Consider the following 16129-nt stretch of genomic DNA (forward strand, 5'->3'; position numbering starts at 1 on the left):
AAACGCCGCCCTGGTCAACCAGAGGCGGCGTTTTCGTTATTGCAGCGCGGTCAGCGGTTGCGGGTCAGCAAGGCTGGTTTCTCGCCACGCGGCCGTGTCGGAAGTTGTTCGAGCTGATCGATGCTCGGCAGTCGGTCGATCTTCGACTCCTTGTGAATGATCACCGGCTGCTTTTCCTTCGGCTTCTCGGCCGCCATGTCTCGGCGCGCGCCCCCGAGCTCTTCACGACGCACTTCGTTCTTGTTGCGGCGGGGTTGGCCGCCACGCGCCGACTGGCCATTGCGTTTGCCCTTCCCTTGGCCAGCTGCCGCACCGCCACCGCCACCGCCGCCACCGCTGCGCTGCTGCCCTGAGTTGGCACGCGGTTGCCCATTGCCTGGGCTGCCGCCGCCGGAGCGGCGCCCGCGGCCTGGCTGGTTCTGATAAGGGCTGACGTAGTCGACGCGGTTGCCAAAATTATCGACCTCATCATCGAGGAAGGTTTCCGGGTCACGATCGTTCGGCATCCGCGGCGGACGGCTGACGGTCGCAGCAGCGCTCTGCTCGGCACCTTGTGCGCGACCACCCCGTGGCTTGTTGCGGCTGCGGCGGTTGCGCGTGCGCTCTTGCTGCTCGGCAGGCGCCTGTGCATCAGCTGCTTTCGCCCGCGGCTTGCGCTCGGCGCTGCGCGGCTGTCGGGGTTGGCGAGGTTCGCGAACTTCAGGCTTTTCCGCCTCGATGCTTTCGGCATCGAAGCCCATCAGATCGCCGTCTGGAATCTTCTGCTTGGTCATCCGTTCGATGCCCTTGAGCAGCTTTTCTTCGTCGGGTGCGACCAGGGAAATTGCTTCACCGCTGCGTCCGGCGCGGCCAGTTCGGCCGATGCGGTGTACATAGTCTTCTTCGACGTTGGGCAGCTCGAAGTTGACGACATGGGGCAACTGATCGATGTCCAGCCCGCGAGCGGCGATATCGGTAGCGACCAGGATACGCACCTGGTTGGCCTTGAAGTCGGCCAGCGCCTTGGTGCGCGCGTTCTGGCTCTTGTTGCCATGGATCGCGGCAGCCGGCAGGCCATGCTTGTCCAGATATTCGGCGAGGCGGTTGGCGCCGTGCTTGGTACGGGTGAAGACCAGCACTTGCTCCCAGGCACCCTGAGTAATCAGGTGCGCCAGCAGGGCACGCTTGTGGCTTGCCGGCAGGCGGAACACTCGCTGCTCGATGCGCTCGACCGTGGTGTTCGGCGGCGTCACCTCGATGCGTTCGGGATCATGCAGCAGCTTGTTCGCCAGATCGGTGATGTCTTTAGAGAAGGTCGCCGAAAACAGCAGGTTCTGGCGCTTCGCCGGAAGCCGGGCAAGGACCTTCTTGACGTCGTGGATGAAGCCCATGTCGAGCATGCGGTCGGCTTCGTCCAGGACAAGGATCTCGACCTTCGACAGGTCGACCGCGTTCTGGCCGGCCAGGTCGAGCAGGCGGCCCGGGCAAGCGACGAGTACGTCGAGCCCCTTGGCGATCGCCTGGATCTGCGGGTTCATGCCGACGCCGCCGAAGATGCAAGCACTCTTGAACGGCAGGTCGCGGGCATACACCTTGAAGCTGTCGTGGACCTGGGCGGCAAGTTCGCGCGTTGGCGTCAGCACCAGCACGCGCGGTTGACGCGCGGCATGGCGGTGCTCGCGGTCGGGGTGGCCGCCCGGGAATAGAATTTCGAGGACGGGAAGCGCGAAGCCACCGGTTTTCCCGGTGCCCGTCTGTGCGGCGACCATCAGGTCGCGTCCTTGCAACACGGCGGGAATCGCCCGCTGTTGCACCGGTGTAGGCTGGGTGTAACCGGCGGCCTCGACGGCACCGGCCAAAGCCTCGGAGAGACCGAGGGAAGCAAAGGACATGAGAAATCCTGTCTTGTTAGGGCGACGCCCTGGGATGGTCATGCCTGGCTCGAATCGCGACTGGCGTGCGATCCCGTCCGGTCCTGCCGCGTCACGAGACATCGGCATCCGGGCGTAAGCCTGGCGGAAGCGCGGAGTATAACAGAGGCTGTCTACCCCGCATTGGTACGACAGTGTGGCAGTTCGCAGGTTCATTGACCAGCGCCTATTTCTGTGGAGCTGGTCCGGCTTTCAGCGCGACAGGCCGAGGTTATTCCACACCGCCAGGCTCGGCTCCGCCTGGTTCAGGGTGTAGAAGTGCAGGCCCGGCGCGCCACCCTCAAGCAACTTCTGGCACATCTCGGAGATCACCTCGGTGCCGAATGCCTGGATGCTCGGGATGTCATCGCCATAGGCTTCCAGCTGCTTGCGGACCCAGCGCGGGATCTCCGCGCCGCAGGCGTCGGAGAAACGCGCCAGCTTGCTGTAATTGGTGATCGGCATGATGCCGGGGATGACCGGTGTATCCACACCCAGCTTCTGCACCCGCTCGACGAAGTAGAAGTAGCAGTCGGCGTTGAAGAAATACTGAGTGATGGCGCTGTCGGCACCGGCGTTGGCCTTGCGTACGAAGTTGGCCAGATCGTCTTCGAAGCTGCGCGCCTGCGGATGCACTTCCGGATAGGCGGCGACTTCGATGTGGAAGTGATCGCCGGTTTCGGTGCGGATGAATTCCACCAGCTCGTTGGCGTAGCGCAGCTCGCCGCTGGCCATGCCCATGCCTGACGGCAGGTCGCCGCGCAGGGCGACGATACGGCGGATGCCGGCGTCGCGGTAGGTCGCCAGCAACGTGCGTAGCTCGGCCTTGCTGTCGCCGACACAGGACAGGTGCGGCGCGGTCGGTACCTTTATTTCGCCGTCGAGCTGCAGCACGGTGTTCAGCGTTCGATCACGTGTCGAGCCGCCGGCACCATAGGTGCAGGAGAAGAAATCCGGCTGGTATTCAGCCAGCTGGCGCGCGGTGGCCAGCAGTTTTTCGTGTCCGGCTTCGGTCTTGGTGGGGAAGAATTCGAAGCTGATGGAGGGTTTCGATTGGGGTTTGCTCATGGCGAATCCAGGGCTGTCGGACAGCTTGCTGCCCGAAACTTCCTCTTATCGATAAAGGCTGGCGGCTGGAGGCGGGACGAGCGCGCGGCATGTCGTCCCGCCTCCAGCCTTTCGGCCTTCAGCGGTTCTTAGTAGCGGTAGCTGTCCGGCTTGAACGGGCCTTCGACCTCGACGCCGATGTACTCGGCCTGCTTCGGTGTCAGCCGGGTCACGACGCCGCCGAAGCCCTTGACCATCTCGAGCGCGACTTCCTCGTCGAGCTTTTTCGGCAGGACCATGACGGTTACGTTCTTGGTCTTCTCAGTCACCGGCAGGTCGGCGAACTTCTCGTTGTACAGGTGGATCTGTGCCAGCACCTGGTTGGCGAAAGAGCCGTCCATGATTCGGCTCGGGTGGCCAGTGGCGTTGCCCAGGTTAACCAGGCGACCTTCGGCGAGCAGGATCAGGTAGTCATCATTGGCAGGATCGACGTGCTTGCCGGTGCGGTGGATCTTGTGCACCTGCGGCTTGACCTCTTCCCAGCCCCAGTTCTGGCGCATGAAAGCGGTGTCGATCTCGTTGTCGAAATGGCCGATGTTGCAGACCACGGCGCGCTTCTTCAGGGCCTTGAGCATGCCGGCGTCACAGACATTGGCGTTGCCGGTGGTGGTGACGATCAGGTCGATCTTGCCGAGCAGTGCCTTGTCGATACTGGCATCGGTGCCGTCGTTGGCACCGTCCAGGTACGGCGAGACGACCTCATAGCCGTCCATGCACGCCTGCATGGCGCAGATCGGATCGACTTCGCTGACCTTGACGATCATGCCTTCCTGGCGCAGCGAAGCGGCCGAGCCCTTGCCCACGTCGCCATAGCCGATGACCAACGCCTGCTTGCCCGACAACAGGTGGTCGGTGGCACGCTTGATGGCGTCGTTGAGGCTGTGGCGGCAGCCGTACTTGTTGTCGTTCTTGCTCTTGGTGACCGAGTCGTTGACGTTGATCGCCGGGATTTTCAGGGTGCCTTTCTTGAGCATGTCCTGCAGGCGATGCACGCCAGTGGTGGTTTCTTCGGTCACGCCATGGACGCGTTCGAGCACCTGCGGGTACTTGTCGTGAAGGATCTGGGTCAGGTCGCCGCCGTCGTCGAGGATCATGTTGGCGTCCCACGGCTGGCCGTCCTTGAGGATGGTCTGCTCGATGCACCACTCGTATTCTTCTTCGGTCTCGCCCTTCCAGGCGAACACAGGGATGCCGGCAGCTGCGATGGCGGCAGCGGCCTGATCCTGAGTCGAGAAAATGTTGCACGAGGACCAGCGCACTTCGGCACCTAGCGCCGTCAGCGTCTCGATAAGTACAGCGGTCTGGATGGTCATGTGGATGCAGCCGAGGATCTTCGCGCCCTTGAGCGGTTGCTCACCGGCGTACTTTTTCCGCAGGCCCATCAGTGCCGGCATTTCCGATTCGGCGATGATGATTTCGCGGCGGCCCCAGTCGGCCAGGGAAATGTCGGCAACCTTGAAATCGTTGAAACCGGCAGGCGTCATGACAGCGCTCATTGAACAGTTCTCCATTCGTTTATGCGAATGGGCGCCGTTGGTGCGTATGGTTAACGCCCTGACCGAGCCTGACAGGTGAAACCTGATGGATCTGCTGTCGCGACAGCTCAGCCGCGTGGCTTTTGAGATCCGGAACAGGTTTCTGCCCTGCTGCAGCGCCCCTCGGACAGGTGGCGGGCACGGCCGAACGGTGTCGGCTGTGTGAAGCCTGGCGAGTATAGCCGCGCAGGCGTGCAATCCCAAGCCTGGGCGTGACCGGCTCAGTGCCGTTCGGCGCTCTGCTGAGTGCATATCCGGCGAACTAGGCGACCGATGCTCAGGCCCTGCACCAGAATCGAGAACAGCACCACCAGGTAAGTGATGTTGAGCAGCAGGTTGCGCTCCTCGCTGGCTGGCAACGCGAGCACCAGCGCGACTGAAATACCGCCGCGCAAACCACCCCAGGTCAGGATGCGCACTGTACCGTTCGGCAAGGCACGGCCCATCTGGCGCAGCAGCAGGGCGGGCGGGCCGACCGCGACCAGGCGTGTGCCGAGGATCAGCAAGGTCACGCACAGTGCGATCAACAGATACTGCGCGCTGAACGGCAGCAGCACCAGCTCCATGCCGATCAGCACGAAGAGCACCGCGTTAAGGATCTCGTCCAGCAGTTCCCAGAAATTGTCGAGGTTCTCCCGGGTGTGGGCCGACATGGCGTGGCGGCGCCCCTGGTTACCGATTATCAGGCCTGCCACCACCATCGCGATTGGGCCGGACACATGCAGGTGCGTCGCCAGGGTATAGCCGCCGAGCACCAGTGCGAGCGTCAGCAGGACTTCCACCTGGTATTGGTCGATGCTCTTGAGCAGGGCGAAGGTCATTGCGCCGAGCAAGGCGCCGAAGAGCATGCCGCCGCCCGCTTCCTCGACGAACAACCACACCGCTTCGCCCGCTCCCGGCGCTTCACCGCGGGCCAGCACGCCAAGGAGCACGGTGAAGACGACCACCGCGACGCCGTCGTTGAATAGCGATTCGCCCACAATGGTGGTTTCCAGCGCCTTGGGTGCGCCTGCTGAACGCATGATGCCGAGTACCGCGATAGGGTCGGTCGGCGAGATCAGCGCACCGAACAGCAGGCAGTAGATCAATGGTGGTTGCAGGCCGAAAAGGTCCAGCAGCCACCAGCTACCGAAGCCAATCACGGCCGTCGAGAACAGCACGCCGACGGTCGCCAGCAGGCCAATGGCCCAGCGCCGCGCGCGCAGGTCGGCGAGATTGATGTGCAGCGCACCGGCGAACAGCAGGAAGGACAACATCCCGTCCATCAGCAGGTGATTGAAGTCGATCCGCCCGACCAGTGCCTCGATCCGCTGTTCGAAGGCCGGCAAGCCGAGCATCGCCAGGCCGTGCAGCAATACCGAGAACACCAGGGCTGTCGCCATGACGCCGATGGTCGGAGGCAGCCCGATGAAGCGGTAGTTGAGATAGGCGAGCAGCGCAGTGAGGCTGATGAATATGGCGGACAGTTCCAGCATGCGGACCCCAAGCCGTTTCGGGTGACAGTCATGTGTGGACCGTGCGGGGCACCGATTTGGTGCGGCTGCCCACGGGACGAGCGGACGAACTCAACCCGCTGCCTGTCGTCGAACCCTTAAGGTTCGGTGAACCTCGCCGGGCGATTGTCCTTCAGGAGCTGCCAACCATGAACATCGCGTTCCGTGCTGTCCTGCTAGCCGTTGCCGCCATGCTGAGCCTGCCGGCGGCGGCCAATTCCTGCTACGTCACTGTCGACACTTCCGGGGCTGTGCCGCCACCGGTAGTGACAGAGAAGTGCTTCGAGTATCAGGGGGTGGAAGACAACTCGATCGACTGGGTTTGCCAAGATAACGAAGCGATCAAAAATACCCGCAATGAGATCCGGGACAGTTGTCCGGCGGGTGCCTTTGGTATCTGTACTGCTCCGATGACGCCCGAGACATTGGCCAATCCGCGTGCTCAGGGCAGCCAGGCGACGACGACGCCCGCGCCGTCCACCGTGCCGGAGCACGCCCACATCGTGACCTACAATTACGCCGCCAGCGATCGTGCGCAGGCGAAGATCGATTGCGAAAACGCCGGCGGTCAATGGTCGCAGTAGAGCGGTTTGGCGAAACCTCCGGCAGCAGGGATAATCGCGGCCCGTCCTGTTACTGGTAGATCGGCCATGAAGTCGCTGCTCCTCGTTTCGCTGGTGGTGCTGTTCGCCCTGACCGGGTGCGACCGTATCGACCCAAACTCCCCGCTCGGCAAGCGCAAGGCCATCTACCAGCAAATGCTCGACGTCAAGGAGGACCTGGGTGGCATGCTGCGCGGCCGTCTGGCGTTCGATTCGCAGGGCTTCGCCAGCGGCGCGGCGAAACTCGACGAGTTGTCGCGCCAGCCCTGGCAGTTCTACCCCGAGGTCAAGGAAGCCGGGAGTGACGCGCGTGACGAAGTCTGGCAGCAGCAGGCGCGCTTCAACGAACTGGCCCGGGCGCTCGAAGCGCGCACAGCAGCGCTGGTGACGGCCACGACCTCGGGCTCACTGACGCCCAAAGCTGTCGCGCCGGCCTTCCAGCAGGTCGAAGACGCCTGCGAAGCCTGCCACAAGGAATTTCGAAACTACTGATGGTTTAGCGCTTGGCGGCTTCCAGCTGCCGCCGCGCGTGGTCGAGGCGGCGCTTGCTCAACTCGATCCGCGTCGGATCGCCGCTGCCCAACGCTTCGCGCAGCTGGGCTTCGCGCTGCTCAGCCAGGCGCGTCGCTCGTTCGATGGCCAGATGGTTGGGTTGCACCGGTGTCACGCCTCGGCATTGTGTCGCGAGCGCCTGCAACTGCTCTTCCAGCGCAGTGCGCCTGGCGTTGTCGCCCTTCAGCCGCGCCTCGGTGATCTGCTCGCCAATCATCCGCCTCGAGTCGCTGCAGGGATCGACCGGGTCCGGCGCGGCCGTCGCCAACCGCGCCAAGCTGGCAAGTACCAGTGGAAACAGGATGTATCGCCTGACAAACATGCACGCTCCGTTCTTATTGTTCTTGCTTTGAGACTGGAGCAGGCCGGCTTAGTGCCCTTGGAAGCCGGCGATGCCCTCGGCCTGCAGGGCTTGTTGCAGGGCCTGGACGTCGCGAGAAGCGAAAAATGCATGCAGCTGTTGTGCTCGTCGTGCACCAATGCCTGGCTCTGCTTGCCACTGCGCCTGGCTGCGCGCCGCCAGCGCCGCCCAGCTCGTATCGTCCGCCGGTATATAGCCCGGCGGCAGGCCGAGGGCGCGTAGCCAGGCAGAAAAGGGCCGCGTGCGGGCCAAGCGGAAACTCGCGATCAGTTCGCGCGCCGTGCTTTCGCCGATACCCGGCAGCTGGCGCAGGCGAACTTCATCGAGTGAAAGCCAGCCGTGCAGGTCAGTCAGCGCACCGGTTTCGATCAGGCGTTTCCAGGTGCCTGGGCCTAGGTGCGGCAGGTTGAGACCCTTCTTGCCGCTTAGCCAGACGAGCCGGGCCAGGAATTGCTGCTCGCAACCGGGCGTCGCGTGCCAGCAACTGTCGGCATGGTAGCTGGAAGCGGTCGGCGCCTGGATGGCCGACCTGTGTCGTGCGCGCCAGGCAACGCGTTCGAACCGTGGGATGGCATGGCCGGCGAGTCCCAGCGTGATCTGGTCGCCGGGCAAGATGTCCGCCTGCCGCCACCGCTCGACCGAGCCTAGGCTGACGCGGCTGATACGGCGCCCATCCAATAGCAGCGGATCCAGCTCAAGGATCGGAGTGATGCGCCCGCTGCGGCCGATGCTGAACGTCACCTCGCGGACGTCGGCCAGCGCGGTGCGCAGCGGGTATTTCCAGGCCGCGGCCCAATGCGGTGGTTCGGCTTGCCAGCGCGTGGCGTCGGGGCGACGGCCCTGGCGCAGCACCACGCCGTCGGTGGCGAAGGGCAGCGGTTGGCGATACCAGGTGTCGCGCCAGTGGGCGGCCTGCTCTGGAGTCGCGACGGAGTGGGTCAGCGCGGTGCTCTCGCCGAAGCCCATCGCGGCGAGCCCGTCGAGCCGGGCCTGCATGGCCTCGGGGCCGGTTGGCCAGTCCCAGACGAACAGGCCGATCTGCGCGGCCTCGTCGTTGGTCAACGTATCGCGTGCCATGGCACCGGCTACTTTTCCTCGCGCGCCAACACCGCCTGCGCTTGCTTGGACATGACTATCGAGTCGCCAGTAGAGCTCGCCCTGCAGGACCAGCTCGCCAGTTTGGGCGATGCGCTCAGGCACGGCGGGCAGGTGCCGGGCGACCCGGGTCCAGTCCTGCCCGTGGCGGCCATCACCTCGGCTGATCAAGCGGATCAGCGCGCCCTGGCGGTAATGCAGGGTCACCGCCACACCGTCGACCTTTGGTTGGATCCACAAGTCGTTGCGCGAGGACATCCAGCGCGTGACGGCGGTGCTGTCGGCCAGCTTCGCCAGGCCGGTCTGCGCCACCGGATGGCGCACCTCGCCCGACGCAGTGTCCAGCGGGTCGGGCAGGGCTGGGGTGCTGTCCGGGAAGCAGGCGCGCCAGTGTTCGAGACGCTGGCTGGCTTGGTCGTAGACTTCATCGTCGACCAGCGCCACGCCACGACGGTGGTAAGCGTCGTTCCACTCGGCCAGCTGTTGATGGAGGGCGGCGGTTTCCGTCCGCGCCTGTTCAGGCGACCAGTCAGGGCAGCCGGCGAAGGAAAACGTGGCGGCGAAGCACAGCGATAACGCGCTCAGGCGTTGCATAGGAGCATCCTTGCTCAAGAGGGAAGGCCGCATTTTGCCCACCAGCACGTAGGCTCGCTATGCACTGGCGCACGTTGGGCTGTGCAGGGTCTGGTTGCCGTCGCGCCAGCGGGGTGAACCATGCGTGCGCGTTCGGGCCAGATACACAGGCATCCCGGCCAATCGACAGACGAAACGCCGCGAAGCTGCGAAGGCAGTGCGTAGGACAGCACGCGTAACGAACTCGCTTTACAATCACCCGCCCATCGTCGTGGAGTTATCGACCCGTGCAGCCCGTGATATCCATCGAGAAGCTGAGCAAGACCTATGCGTCGGGCCATCCGGCGCTCAAACAGATCGACCTGGAGATCCGCCAGGGTGAGATATTCGCCTTGCTGGGCCCCAACGGCGCCGGCAAGACGACGCTCATCAGCATCATCTGCGGCATCGTCAATCCGGGCGGTGGGCAGGTGAAGGTTGGCGGCTTCGATATCGTCAAGGACTACCGAGATGCGCGTTCGAAGATCGGCCTTGTGCCGCAGGAGCTATTCAACGAAGGCTTCGAGAGCGTCTGGGCCACGGTGCGTTTCTCGCGTGGGCTGTTCGGCAAGGCGCCGGACGACGCCTATCTGGAGAAGTTGCTGCGCGACCTTTCGCTGTGGGACAAGCGCAAGGCGCGGATCATCGAGCTGTCCGGCGGCATGAAGCGCCGCGTGATGATCGCCAAGGCGCTGTCGCACGAACCGAGCATCCTCTTTCTCGACGAACCGACCGCGGGCGTGGACGTCGAGCTGCGCCGCGACATGTGGGAGATGGTCCGTGGCCTGCGTGAGCGCGGCGTCACCATCATCCTCACCACGCACTACATCGAGGAAGCCGAGGAGATGGCCGACCGCATCGGGGTGATCAGCAAGGGCGAGATCATTCTGGTCGAGGACAAGCACCGGCTGATGCAGAAGCTCGGCAAGAAACAGCTGACGCTGCACCTGCAACGCCCCCTCTCGGCGATCCCCACGGAGCTGGCCGGCTATCCGCTGGAACTGGTCGATGCCGGCAACCAGCTCGTGTTCACCTTCGATGCGCAGCATGAAGACACCGGCATTGCCGACCTGCTCAAGCGCCTTGCCGAGCACGGCATCGATTTCAAGGACCTGCAGTCGAGCCAGAGCTCGCTGGAGGAAATCTTCGTCAGCTTGGTCAAGGGCAGCCGCACATGAACCTGCACGCAATCCGCGCTATTTACCTGTTCGAACTGGCCCGCACCTGGCGCACGCTGCTGCAGAGCATCGCCACGCCGGTCATTTCCACGTCGCTGTATTTCGTGGTGTTCGGCTCGGCCATCGGCTCGCGCATGGAGGCCATGCATGGCATTCCGTACGGCGCTTTCATCATTCCCGGGCTGATCATGATGGCGCTGCTCACCGAGAGCATCTCCAACGCCTCGTTCGGCATCTACATGCCGCGCTATTCGGGGACGATCTACGAAGTGCTATCGGCGCCGGTGTCCTATCTCGAGATCGTCATCGGCTATGTCGGCGCGGCGGCGACCAAGTCGATCATTCTCGGCATCGTGATACTGCTGACGGCGCGGCTGTTCGTCGACTACGAGATCGCTCACCCGTTCGTCATGGCGTTGTTCCTGTTGCTGACGGCGGTGACCTTCTGCCTGTTCGGCTTCATCATCGGCATCTGGGCGGACGGCTGGGAGAAGCTTCAGATCGTGCCATCGCTGATCGTCATGCCACTGGCCTTCCTGGGCGGCAGTTTCTACTCCATCGAGATGCTGCCGCCGTTCTGGCAGAACGTCACGCTGTTCAATCCGGTGGTGTACCTCATCAGCGGGTTCCGCTGGAGCTTCTACGGGGTTTCCGACGTCAACGTTGGCATCAGCTTGGCCATGACGCTGGGCTTCCTTGCGCTGTGCCTGGTATTGATCGGTTGGATCTTCAAGACGGGTTATCGGTTGAAGAACTAGCGTCAACCTGAGACGGAGAAAGCCCCGCTCAGCAACGCTGGCGGGGCTTTCGTTTGCCGCTGGCGGGTACGTTACAGGTTGGCCGCCGCGCGCAGGGCGTCGGCCTTGTCGGTCTTCTCCCACGTGAAGGCGGTAAAGGTGTCGTCACCGACCGTCATTTGGTAGGGGTCGCGACCGAAGTGGCCGTATGCCGCGGTGGCCTTGTACATCGGGTGCAGGAGATCGAGCATGGTGGTGATCGCGTAGGGGCGCAGGTCGAAATGCTCGCGCACCAGCGCAACGATCTTCTCGTCGCTGAGCTTGCCGGTGCCGAAGGTGTTGATCGAGATCGAGGTCGGTTGGGCCACGCCAATGGCGTAGGAGACCTGGATTTCGCAACGCTCGGCCAGGCCTGCGGCGACGATGTTCTTGGCTACGTAACGACCGGCGTAAGCGGCCGAACGATCGACCTTGGACGGGTCCTTGCCGGAGAAAGCGCCGCCACCGTGACGGGCCATGCCGCCGTAGGTGTCGACGATGATCTTGCGTCCGGTCAGGCCGCAGTCACCTACCGGGCCGCCGATGATGAACTGGCCGGTCGGGTTGATGTGGAACTGCGTGTCCTTGTGCAGCAGTTCGGCCGGGATCACGTGCTTGACGATCAGCTCCATCACCGCGTCCTTGAGGTCCGAATGCTTGACCTCGGGATTGTGCTGGGTCGACAGCACGATGGCGTCGATGCCGACGACCTTGCCGCCTTCGTAGCGGCAGGTGACCTGGCTCTTGGCGTCCGGGCGCAGCCACGGCAGCAGGCCGTTCTTGCGGGCCTCGGCCTGGCGCTCGACCAGCGCGTGGGAGAAGCGGATCGGGGCGGGCATCAGCACGTCGGTTTCGTTGCTGGCGTAGCCGAACATCAGGCCCTGGTCGCCCGCGCCCTGGTCTTCCGGCTTGCTGCGGTCGACGCCTTGGGCAATGTCCACCGACTGCTTGCCGATGATGTTGATGATGCCGCAGGTGGCGCCGTCGAAACCGACGTCCGAGCTGTTGTAGCCGATGTCGATGATGACATCGCGCACCAGCTGCTCGAGGTCGACCCAGGCGCTTGTAGTCACTTCACCGGCGACGATGGCTACACCCGTCTTTACCAGCGTTTCGCAGGCCACGCGGGCATGCTTGTCCTCGGCGATGATGGCGTCCAGCACCGCATCGGAGATCTGGTCGGCAATCTTGTCCGGGTGCCCTTCGGACACGGACTCGGAGGTGAAAATCGAGTATTCGCTCATCTATCGGTTTCCTATTACCGGTGGGTGAGTCGGCTGTCAGTGGCGGGCCGGGAAAAGTACCGGGCCTGGATCTGAAAACCGTTCTTCAAGCCAATGTAGAGGCTCTCGCCGGGCGTGAGCCCCGCGGCATCGGCCCAACGGGCCAGATCATCCTGTTCGAAGCCCAACCAGAGATCGCCGCAGGCCTCCCTGGCCCAACTCTGGTTGTGGCTGCACAGTTCGGTGACCAACAGGCTGCCGCCCGCGTTCACCAGCCGTGCCAATTGTTTGAGTGCCTCGCCCGGCGCCGCTAGGTGATGAAGCACCATGTTCAGCACCACGCAGTCGGCCGGCGGGCAGTCGTCCTGCAGCGCATCGGCCAGCTTCAGTTCGACATTGCCAAGCGCCGCCTGCTCACAACGGGCACGTGCCAGTTCGAGCATCGCCGGGCTGTTGTCGACTGCCAGCACGTGAGCGAAGCGGTGCGCCAGTTCGGGTAGGAAACTGCCATCTCCCGGCCCCACTTCGAGTGCCGTCGCGTTTGCAGGGAAGTTCAGCGCATCGAGCAGGGCCACCACGCTGTCACGGTATTGCGGCAGGCCGGCGATCATGTCCTGGCGCGCCTGGAAGCTGCCCGCCATGCGCGTGAAAAAGTCGGCGCTGGCGGCGTTGCGCTGGGCATGCACGGCGCCGATGCGTGCCTGCACGTCGGCGGGCAGGGCCAACTGGTCGACCTCTTCAAGCAACGCAGCGTGAAGCCGGCCGCCGAGGGTTTCGGCCAACGGCAGGGCGCGCCGGTAGAAGATCGCGTTGCCTTCGCGGCGCGTCGCGAGCAGGCCGGCCTGGGTCAGTACTTTGAGGTGATGGCTGATGCCTGACTGGCCTGTGGCGAAGATCTGCGCCAGTTCGAGCACGCCGAACGAGTCGCTGGTAAGTGCGCGCAGAATGTTCAGCCGCAGCGGATCGCCGCCGGCCTTGCACAGGGCGGCGAGCTGGTCGCTGTGATCGAAGGACATCCGAGGAATACGCAGGCTCATAGGCTGCGCAGTCTAGTCGGTCGTTTTTCGTCCAGCAACGCCAATATCAAAAAGTTTTGATATTGGCGTGCGCGATTAGCTGATCAAGCTGTTGATACCCATCCCGCATGACACCAGGCCCAGCCCAAGCAGGAAGAAGCTTGGCAGCAGCTCCAGTGCCCGCTGCAGTCCTTCACGGCTGGCCAGCTGGCGTGAGACGAGGCTGTAGGTCACCAACACCGAGATGTCCACCAGTGCCCAGATGGCGATCAACGTTACCGCCTGCGGGGCGAAGGGTTGCGCGGGCAGGATGAAACCGGGCAGGAAGGCGAGGAAGAACAGGATGTCCTTGGGGTTGGACAACCCCACCGCCATGGCGCGCCAGAAGTAGTGGGCCTGCGAGCGCGGCGCCTGATCATTCGTTGTGCCGCCGCCGCAGAGGCCGTCCGCGCCGAGCCAGATCAGATAGAGCCCGCCGATGACCTGGCCCCATTCAAGAATCACCGGCTGCAGATCGAGCGCCAGGTAGATGAGCACCAGCGCCGCGACCATCAACACCTGCGCTGACAGCACTCCGCCGAGAATTGTCCAGGCCGGCCAGCTGCGTCGGGCATCGGCGATGACGAGCGCGACCACCGGCCCGGGCGAGGCGATTAAGAGAATGACGGCGGCGGCAAAGGCGAGGTAGGTAGCATTCATAGTTCGGTTACCAGTTCGAAGATGCGCGACTGCTTGCCCAGTCGCTCGGTGTAGAACCGCTGGTTGCAGCTGGCGAAGGTGCGCTGCATCCAGCGGTCGTTGCCATCGAAGTTCGCAGTGAATGGGCTGCGTGCGTGGGCGGTGCGGCGGTTGTCGATGATCAGCAGATCGCCGCGCCGCAGGCGTACCGGCTCGACCACATCCCACGCGACGGTGCGGAGGCGTTCCAGGGCCTGCTGGGCGCGGTCGCTGTAGGCAACCATGAAGTGCGGGTCGAATCGCATGAACGGCGCATCCGGGTCGCCGTAAAGCACGGTCTGGTGCTTGTCGATATCGATGCGCTGGTTCTTCTCGCTGGGGCCGTAATCCGAGAGGAAGTTGTAGGGTTCGTTGAGAAAGAATGCCTGGTCTTCGTAGGACAGGCGCTCGACGATGCGATCGGCCGAGGCGATGTAGGTAATGGCCTCAGCGGCTGGATCCTGGCGCAGGCAGAGCAGCAGGAGGTAGTCGGGCTGTACCGCGTGGAAAGCGTTCTCGGTGTGCAGGTCCAGCTCGGTATCGAAACTGTCCGAGGTGGCTGCGCGTGATTGGGTCTGTTGCGGGAAAAAGTTGTTGACGATGGCGCCGCCCGATTCCTGCACATAGCCGATCGGCTCGCCCAGCAAGGCAGTGGCTTGCAGCAGCAGGCGTTCGCTGCGGCTGTCTGGCTTGTTCAGGGCATTGCGCGAGGCCGGCGTCGGCGGAATTTCACCGATCTCGGTCTCCTCCAGCAACAGGAAGCCCTTGGCGTTGCCGAACAGCTTGAACTCGAGGATTTGCGCCATCTGCGCTTGACTGAGCCCTCCATGGCGGATGCTGGCAGATAAAAGTTGGTCAAACTCACGAGTGGGCATGTCATCCTTCCCTAGTGTTATGTGCGGCTTGGGCCTTGTTATGGCGTCCGTGCCATTGCAATGCTGGCCCGGTTGCCGGCGAGTATTGGTGGGGTCTAGGGGGTTGCAAAATGGAAAAAACGGCCAGCTCCGATGAGTTTTACTCATGCGGTCTTTACCCGGCATGACGGTGCGCATGCCGCCGCTGTATGCGCTGCGCGCCTTCGAAGTTGCGGCGCGCTTCGGCTCGTTCACTCAAGCCGCCGAGAGCCTCTGCATCACCCAGAGCGCGGTAAGCCGGCACGTCAAGACCCTGGAGGAAAGCCTTGGTTGCCAGCTATTCGAGCGGCGCGGTTCCCGGCTCGCGCTGACCGATACCGGTCGGGTGCTGGCGCAGGAGCTCAAGGCGGGGTTTCGCACCCTGGAGAACGCCTGCATTGCCGTGACACGCCAGCGTGACGCCTTGCGCTTGAAGGCGCCGTCCACGCTGACCATGCGATGGTTGCTCGGCGTGCTGGACGACTTCCATCTGCACCACCCGCAGGATCGCGTTCAGCTCACCAGCGCCTGGATGGACCTCGATGCGGTGGACTTCCACAACGAGCCTTTCGATTGCGCGATCCTGCTCGGCCACGGTGGTTTCCCCGCGGACTGGAATCGCGTCAAGCTGTTCGATGAATGGCTGGTGCCGGTCTGCTCGCCCGCGTATCAGGGCGGGCCGCCGTGGACGCAGGCGCGCCTGAGCACTGCCGAGCTGATCCATCCGTCACGTGACTGCCGGGACTGGCGCCGCTGGCTGCAGCGGATTGGCTGGGTCGATGCGGTCGCCTGGCAGCAGGGCAAGCTGTTTGACACCCTGGAGCTGGGCATCTCCGCCGCCGCGCAGGGCCACGGAATCTCCATCGGCGATCTCGCGTTAGTCGATGCCGAACTGCAAAAGGGCTCGCTGATGCTGCCGTTCGACCAGGCGGTGCGCTCTGGTGACAGCTACTACCTCGTTTGGCCGGCCAGTGGCGAGACGCCGCTGACCCTGACGCGCATGAAGGAGCATCTGCTGCAGCACTTGCCGGACCCCGACAACCGCGGTGTGCGCCTGCTCGATTGAGCGCGACGAGGCAA

15 protein-coding genes and 1 riboswitch are annotated in these 16129 nt (G+C 63.7%); of the genes, 5 read left to right on the top strand and 10 right to left on the bottom strand.

Features of this window, described 5'->3' with window-relative positions; genetic code table 11:
* Positions 1–50: 50 nt before the first annotated feature.
* The 4 genes from M1D78_RS01770 to M1D78_RS01785 all read right to left on the bottom strand — a co-directional run bounded on the left by M1D78_RS01770 (position 51) and on the right by M1D78_RS01785 (position 6006).
* Positions 51–1871 carry a DEAD/DEAH box helicase gene (locus tag M1D78_RS01770; RefSeq protein ID WP_437422273.1) on the bottom strand — a complete coding sequence of 607 codons (1821 nt, stop codon included), beginning with the start codon at positions 1869–1871 and terminating at the stop codon, positions 51–53.
* 231 nt (positions 1872–2102) lie between these two features.
* Positions 2103–2957, bottom strand: coding sequence for a methylenetetrahydrofolate reductase [NAD(P)H] (metF, locus tag M1D78_RS01775; RefSeq protein ID WP_437422272.1), 855 nt, complete (start codon positions 2955–2957; stop codon positions 2103–2105).
* 128 nt (positions 2958–3085) lie between these two features.
* Complete coding sequence (gene ahcY, locus M1D78_RS01780; RefSeq protein ID WP_437422271.1) at positions 3086–4492, bottom strand: adenosylhomocysteinase; 1407 nt, start codon at positions 4490–4492, stop codon at positions 3086–3088.
* Positions 4493–4514: 22 nt separating this feature from the next.
* Positions 4515–4662, bottom strand: a riboswitch (S-adenosyl-L-homocysteine riboswitch).
* 90 nt (positions 4663–4752) lie between these two features.
* A complete protein-coding gene (locus tag M1D78_RS01785; RefSeq protein ID WP_437422270.1) occupies positions 4753–6006 on the bottom strand; it encodes a cation:proton antiporter in 1254 nt (417 codons plus the stop codon).
* Positions 6007–6173: 167 nt separating this feature from the next.
* Here M1D78_RS01785 and M1D78_RS01790 point away from each other — a divergent pair, with 167 nt between their 5' ends.
* Both M1D78_RS01790 and M1D78_RS01795 read left to right on the top strand, forming a co-directional pair.
* Positions 6174–6608: a hypothetical protein gene (locus M1D78_RS01790; RefSeq protein ID WP_437422269.1), complete on the top strand. Its 435-nt coding sequence runs from the start codon at positions 6174–6176 to the stop codon at positions 6606–6608.
* Positions 6609–6674: 66 nt separating this feature from the next.
* Positions 6675–7118, top strand: coding sequence for a c-type cytochrome (locus M1D78_RS01795; RefSeq protein ID WP_437422268.1), 444 nt, complete (start codon positions 6675–6677; stop codon positions 7116–7118).
* Between the two features lie 4 nt (positions 7119–7122).
* Here the strand turns inward: M1D78_RS01795 and M1D78_RS01800 are convergent, their stop codons facing one another.
* Both M1D78_RS01800 and ligB read right to left on the bottom strand, forming a co-directional pair.
* The gene (locus tag M1D78_RS01800) at positions 7123–7500 is read right to left on the bottom strand and encodes a DUF1090 family protein (protein ID WP_437422267.1); all 378 of its coding nucleotides are present in this window, start codon (positions 7498–7500) and stop codon (positions 7123–7125) included.
* Between the two features lie 48 nt (positions 7501–7548).
* Entirely contained in the window at positions 7549–9228 is a 1680-nt protein-coding gene (ligB, locus tag M1D78_RS01805) for an NAD-dependent DNA ligase LigB (RefSeq protein WP_437422266.1), read from the bottom strand.
* A 266-nt stretch (positions 9229–9494) separates the two neighbouring features.
* Here ligB and M1D78_RS01810 point away from each other — a divergent pair, with 266 nt between their 5' ends.
* Together M1D78_RS01810 and M1D78_RS01815 are read left to right on the top strand one after the other, a co-directional pair.
* Complete coding sequence (locus tag M1D78_RS01810; protein WP_437422265.1) at positions 9495–10424, top strand: ABC transporter ATP-binding protein; 930 nt, start codon at positions 9495–9497, stop codon at positions 10422–10424.
* A complete protein-coding gene (locus tag M1D78_RS01815; protein WP_437422264.1) occupies positions 10421–11182 on the top strand; it encodes an ABC transporter permease in 762 nt (253 codons plus the stop codon). The genes M1D78_RS01810 and M1D78_RS01815 overlap by 4 nt, the downstream gene beginning before the upstream one ends.
* A 71-nt stretch (positions 11183–11253) precedes the next feature.
* Here M1D78_RS01815 and metK read toward each other — a convergent pair whose 3' ends face one another.
* From metK to M1D78_RS01835, 4 genes are all read right to left on the bottom strand, one after another.
* A complete protein-coding gene (gene metK, locus M1D78_RS01820) occupies positions 11254–12444 on the bottom strand; it encodes a methionine adenosyltransferase (protein ID WP_437422263.1) in 1191 nt (396 codons plus the stop codon).
* 14 nt (positions 12445–12458) lie between these two features.
* Positions 12459–13460, bottom strand: coding sequence for an ArsR/SmtB family transcription factor (locus M1D78_RS01825; protein WP_437422262.1), 1002 nt, complete (start codon positions 13458–13460; stop codon positions 12459–12461).
* Positions 13461–13535: 75 nt separating this feature from the next.
* On the bottom strand, positions 13536–14138 hold the full coding sequence (locus M1D78_RS01830) for a LysE family translocator (RefSeq protein ID WP_437422261.1): 603 nt from the start codon (positions 14136–14138) through the stop codon (positions 13536–13538).
* On the bottom strand, positions 14135–15031 hold the full coding sequence (locus M1D78_RS01835) for a TauD/TfdA family dioxygenase (protein ID WP_437422260.1): 897 nt from the start codon (positions 15029–15031) through the stop codon (positions 14135–14137). The genes M1D78_RS01830 and M1D78_RS01835 overlap by 4 nt, the downstream gene beginning before the upstream one ends.
* A gap of 163 nt (positions 15032–15194) precedes the next feature.
* Between M1D78_RS01835 and M1D78_RS01840 the strand changes: the two genes are divergently transcribed.
* On the top strand, positions 15195–16115 hold the full coding sequence (locus M1D78_RS01840) for a LysR substrate-binding domain-containing protein (protein ID WP_437422513.1): 921 nt from the start codon (positions 15195–15197) through the stop codon (positions 16113–16115).
* Positions 16116–16129: the final 14 nt, after the last annotated feature.

It is taken from the genome of Pseudomonas sp. SA195 (assembly GCF_054131565.1).

What these genes read in the sequence shown, in the direction of transcription:
- M1D78_RS01815 (WP_437422264.1), top strand. Translation starts at nt 10,421, where the DNA reads ATGAACCTGCACGCAATCCGCGCTATTTACCTGTTCGAACTGGCCCGC.
- M1D78_RS01770 (WP_437422273.1), bottom strand. Translation starts at nt 1,871, where the DNA reads ATGTCCTTTGCTTCCCTCGGTCTCTCCGAGGCTTTGGCCGGTGCCGTC.
- M1D78_RS01835 (WP_437422260.1), bottom strand. Translation starts at nt 15,031, where the DNA reads ATGCCCACTCGTGAGTTTGACCAACTTTTATCTGCCAGCATCCGCCAT.
- metK (WP_437422263.1), bottom strand. Translation starts at nt 12,444, where the DNA reads ATGAGCGAATACTCGATTTTCACCTCCGAGTCCGTGTCCGAAGGGCAC.
- M1D78_RS01840 (WP_437422513.1), top strand. Translation starts at nt 15,195, where the DNA reads ATGACGGTGCGCATGCCGCCGCTGTATGCGCTGCGCGCCTTCGAAGTT.
- M1D78_RS01800 (WP_437422267.1), bottom strand. Translation starts at nt 7,500, where the DNA reads ATGTTTGTCAGGCGATACATCCTGTTTCCACTGGTACTTGCCAGCTTG.
- ahcY (WP_437422271.1), bottom strand. Translation starts at nt 4,492, where the DNA reads ATGAGCGCTGTCATGACGCCTGCCGGTTTCAACGATTTCAAGGTTGCC.
- ligB (WP_437422266.1), bottom strand. Translation starts at nt 9,228, where the DNA reads ATGCAACGCCTGAGCGCGTTATCGCTGTGCTTCGCCGCCACGTTTTCC.
- M1D78_RS01825 (WP_437422262.1), bottom strand. Translation starts at nt 13,460, where the DNA reads ATGAGCCTGCGTATTCCTCGGATGTCCTTCGATCACAGCGACCAGCTC.
- M1D78_RS01830 (WP_437422261.1), bottom strand. Translation starts at nt 14,138, where the DNA reads ATGAATGCTACCTACCTCGCCTTTGCCGCCGCCGTCATTCTCTTAATC.
- metF (WP_437422272.1), bottom strand. Translation starts at nt 2,957, where the DNA reads ATGAGCAAACCCCAATCGAAACCCTCCATCAGCTTCGAATTCTTCCCC.
- M1D78_RS01785 (WP_437422270.1), bottom strand. Translation starts at nt 6,006, where the DNA reads ATGCTGGAACTGTCCGCCATATTCATCAGCCTCACTGCGCTGCTCGCC.
- M1D78_RS01795 (WP_437422268.1), top strand. Translation starts at nt 6,675, where the DNA reads ATGAAGTCGCTGCTCCTCGTTTCGCTGGTGGTGCTGTTCGCCCTGACC.
- M1D78_RS01790 (WP_437422269.1), top strand. Translation starts at nt 6,174, where the DNA reads ATGAACATCGCGTTCCGTGCTGTCCTGCTAGCCGTTGCCGCCATGCTG.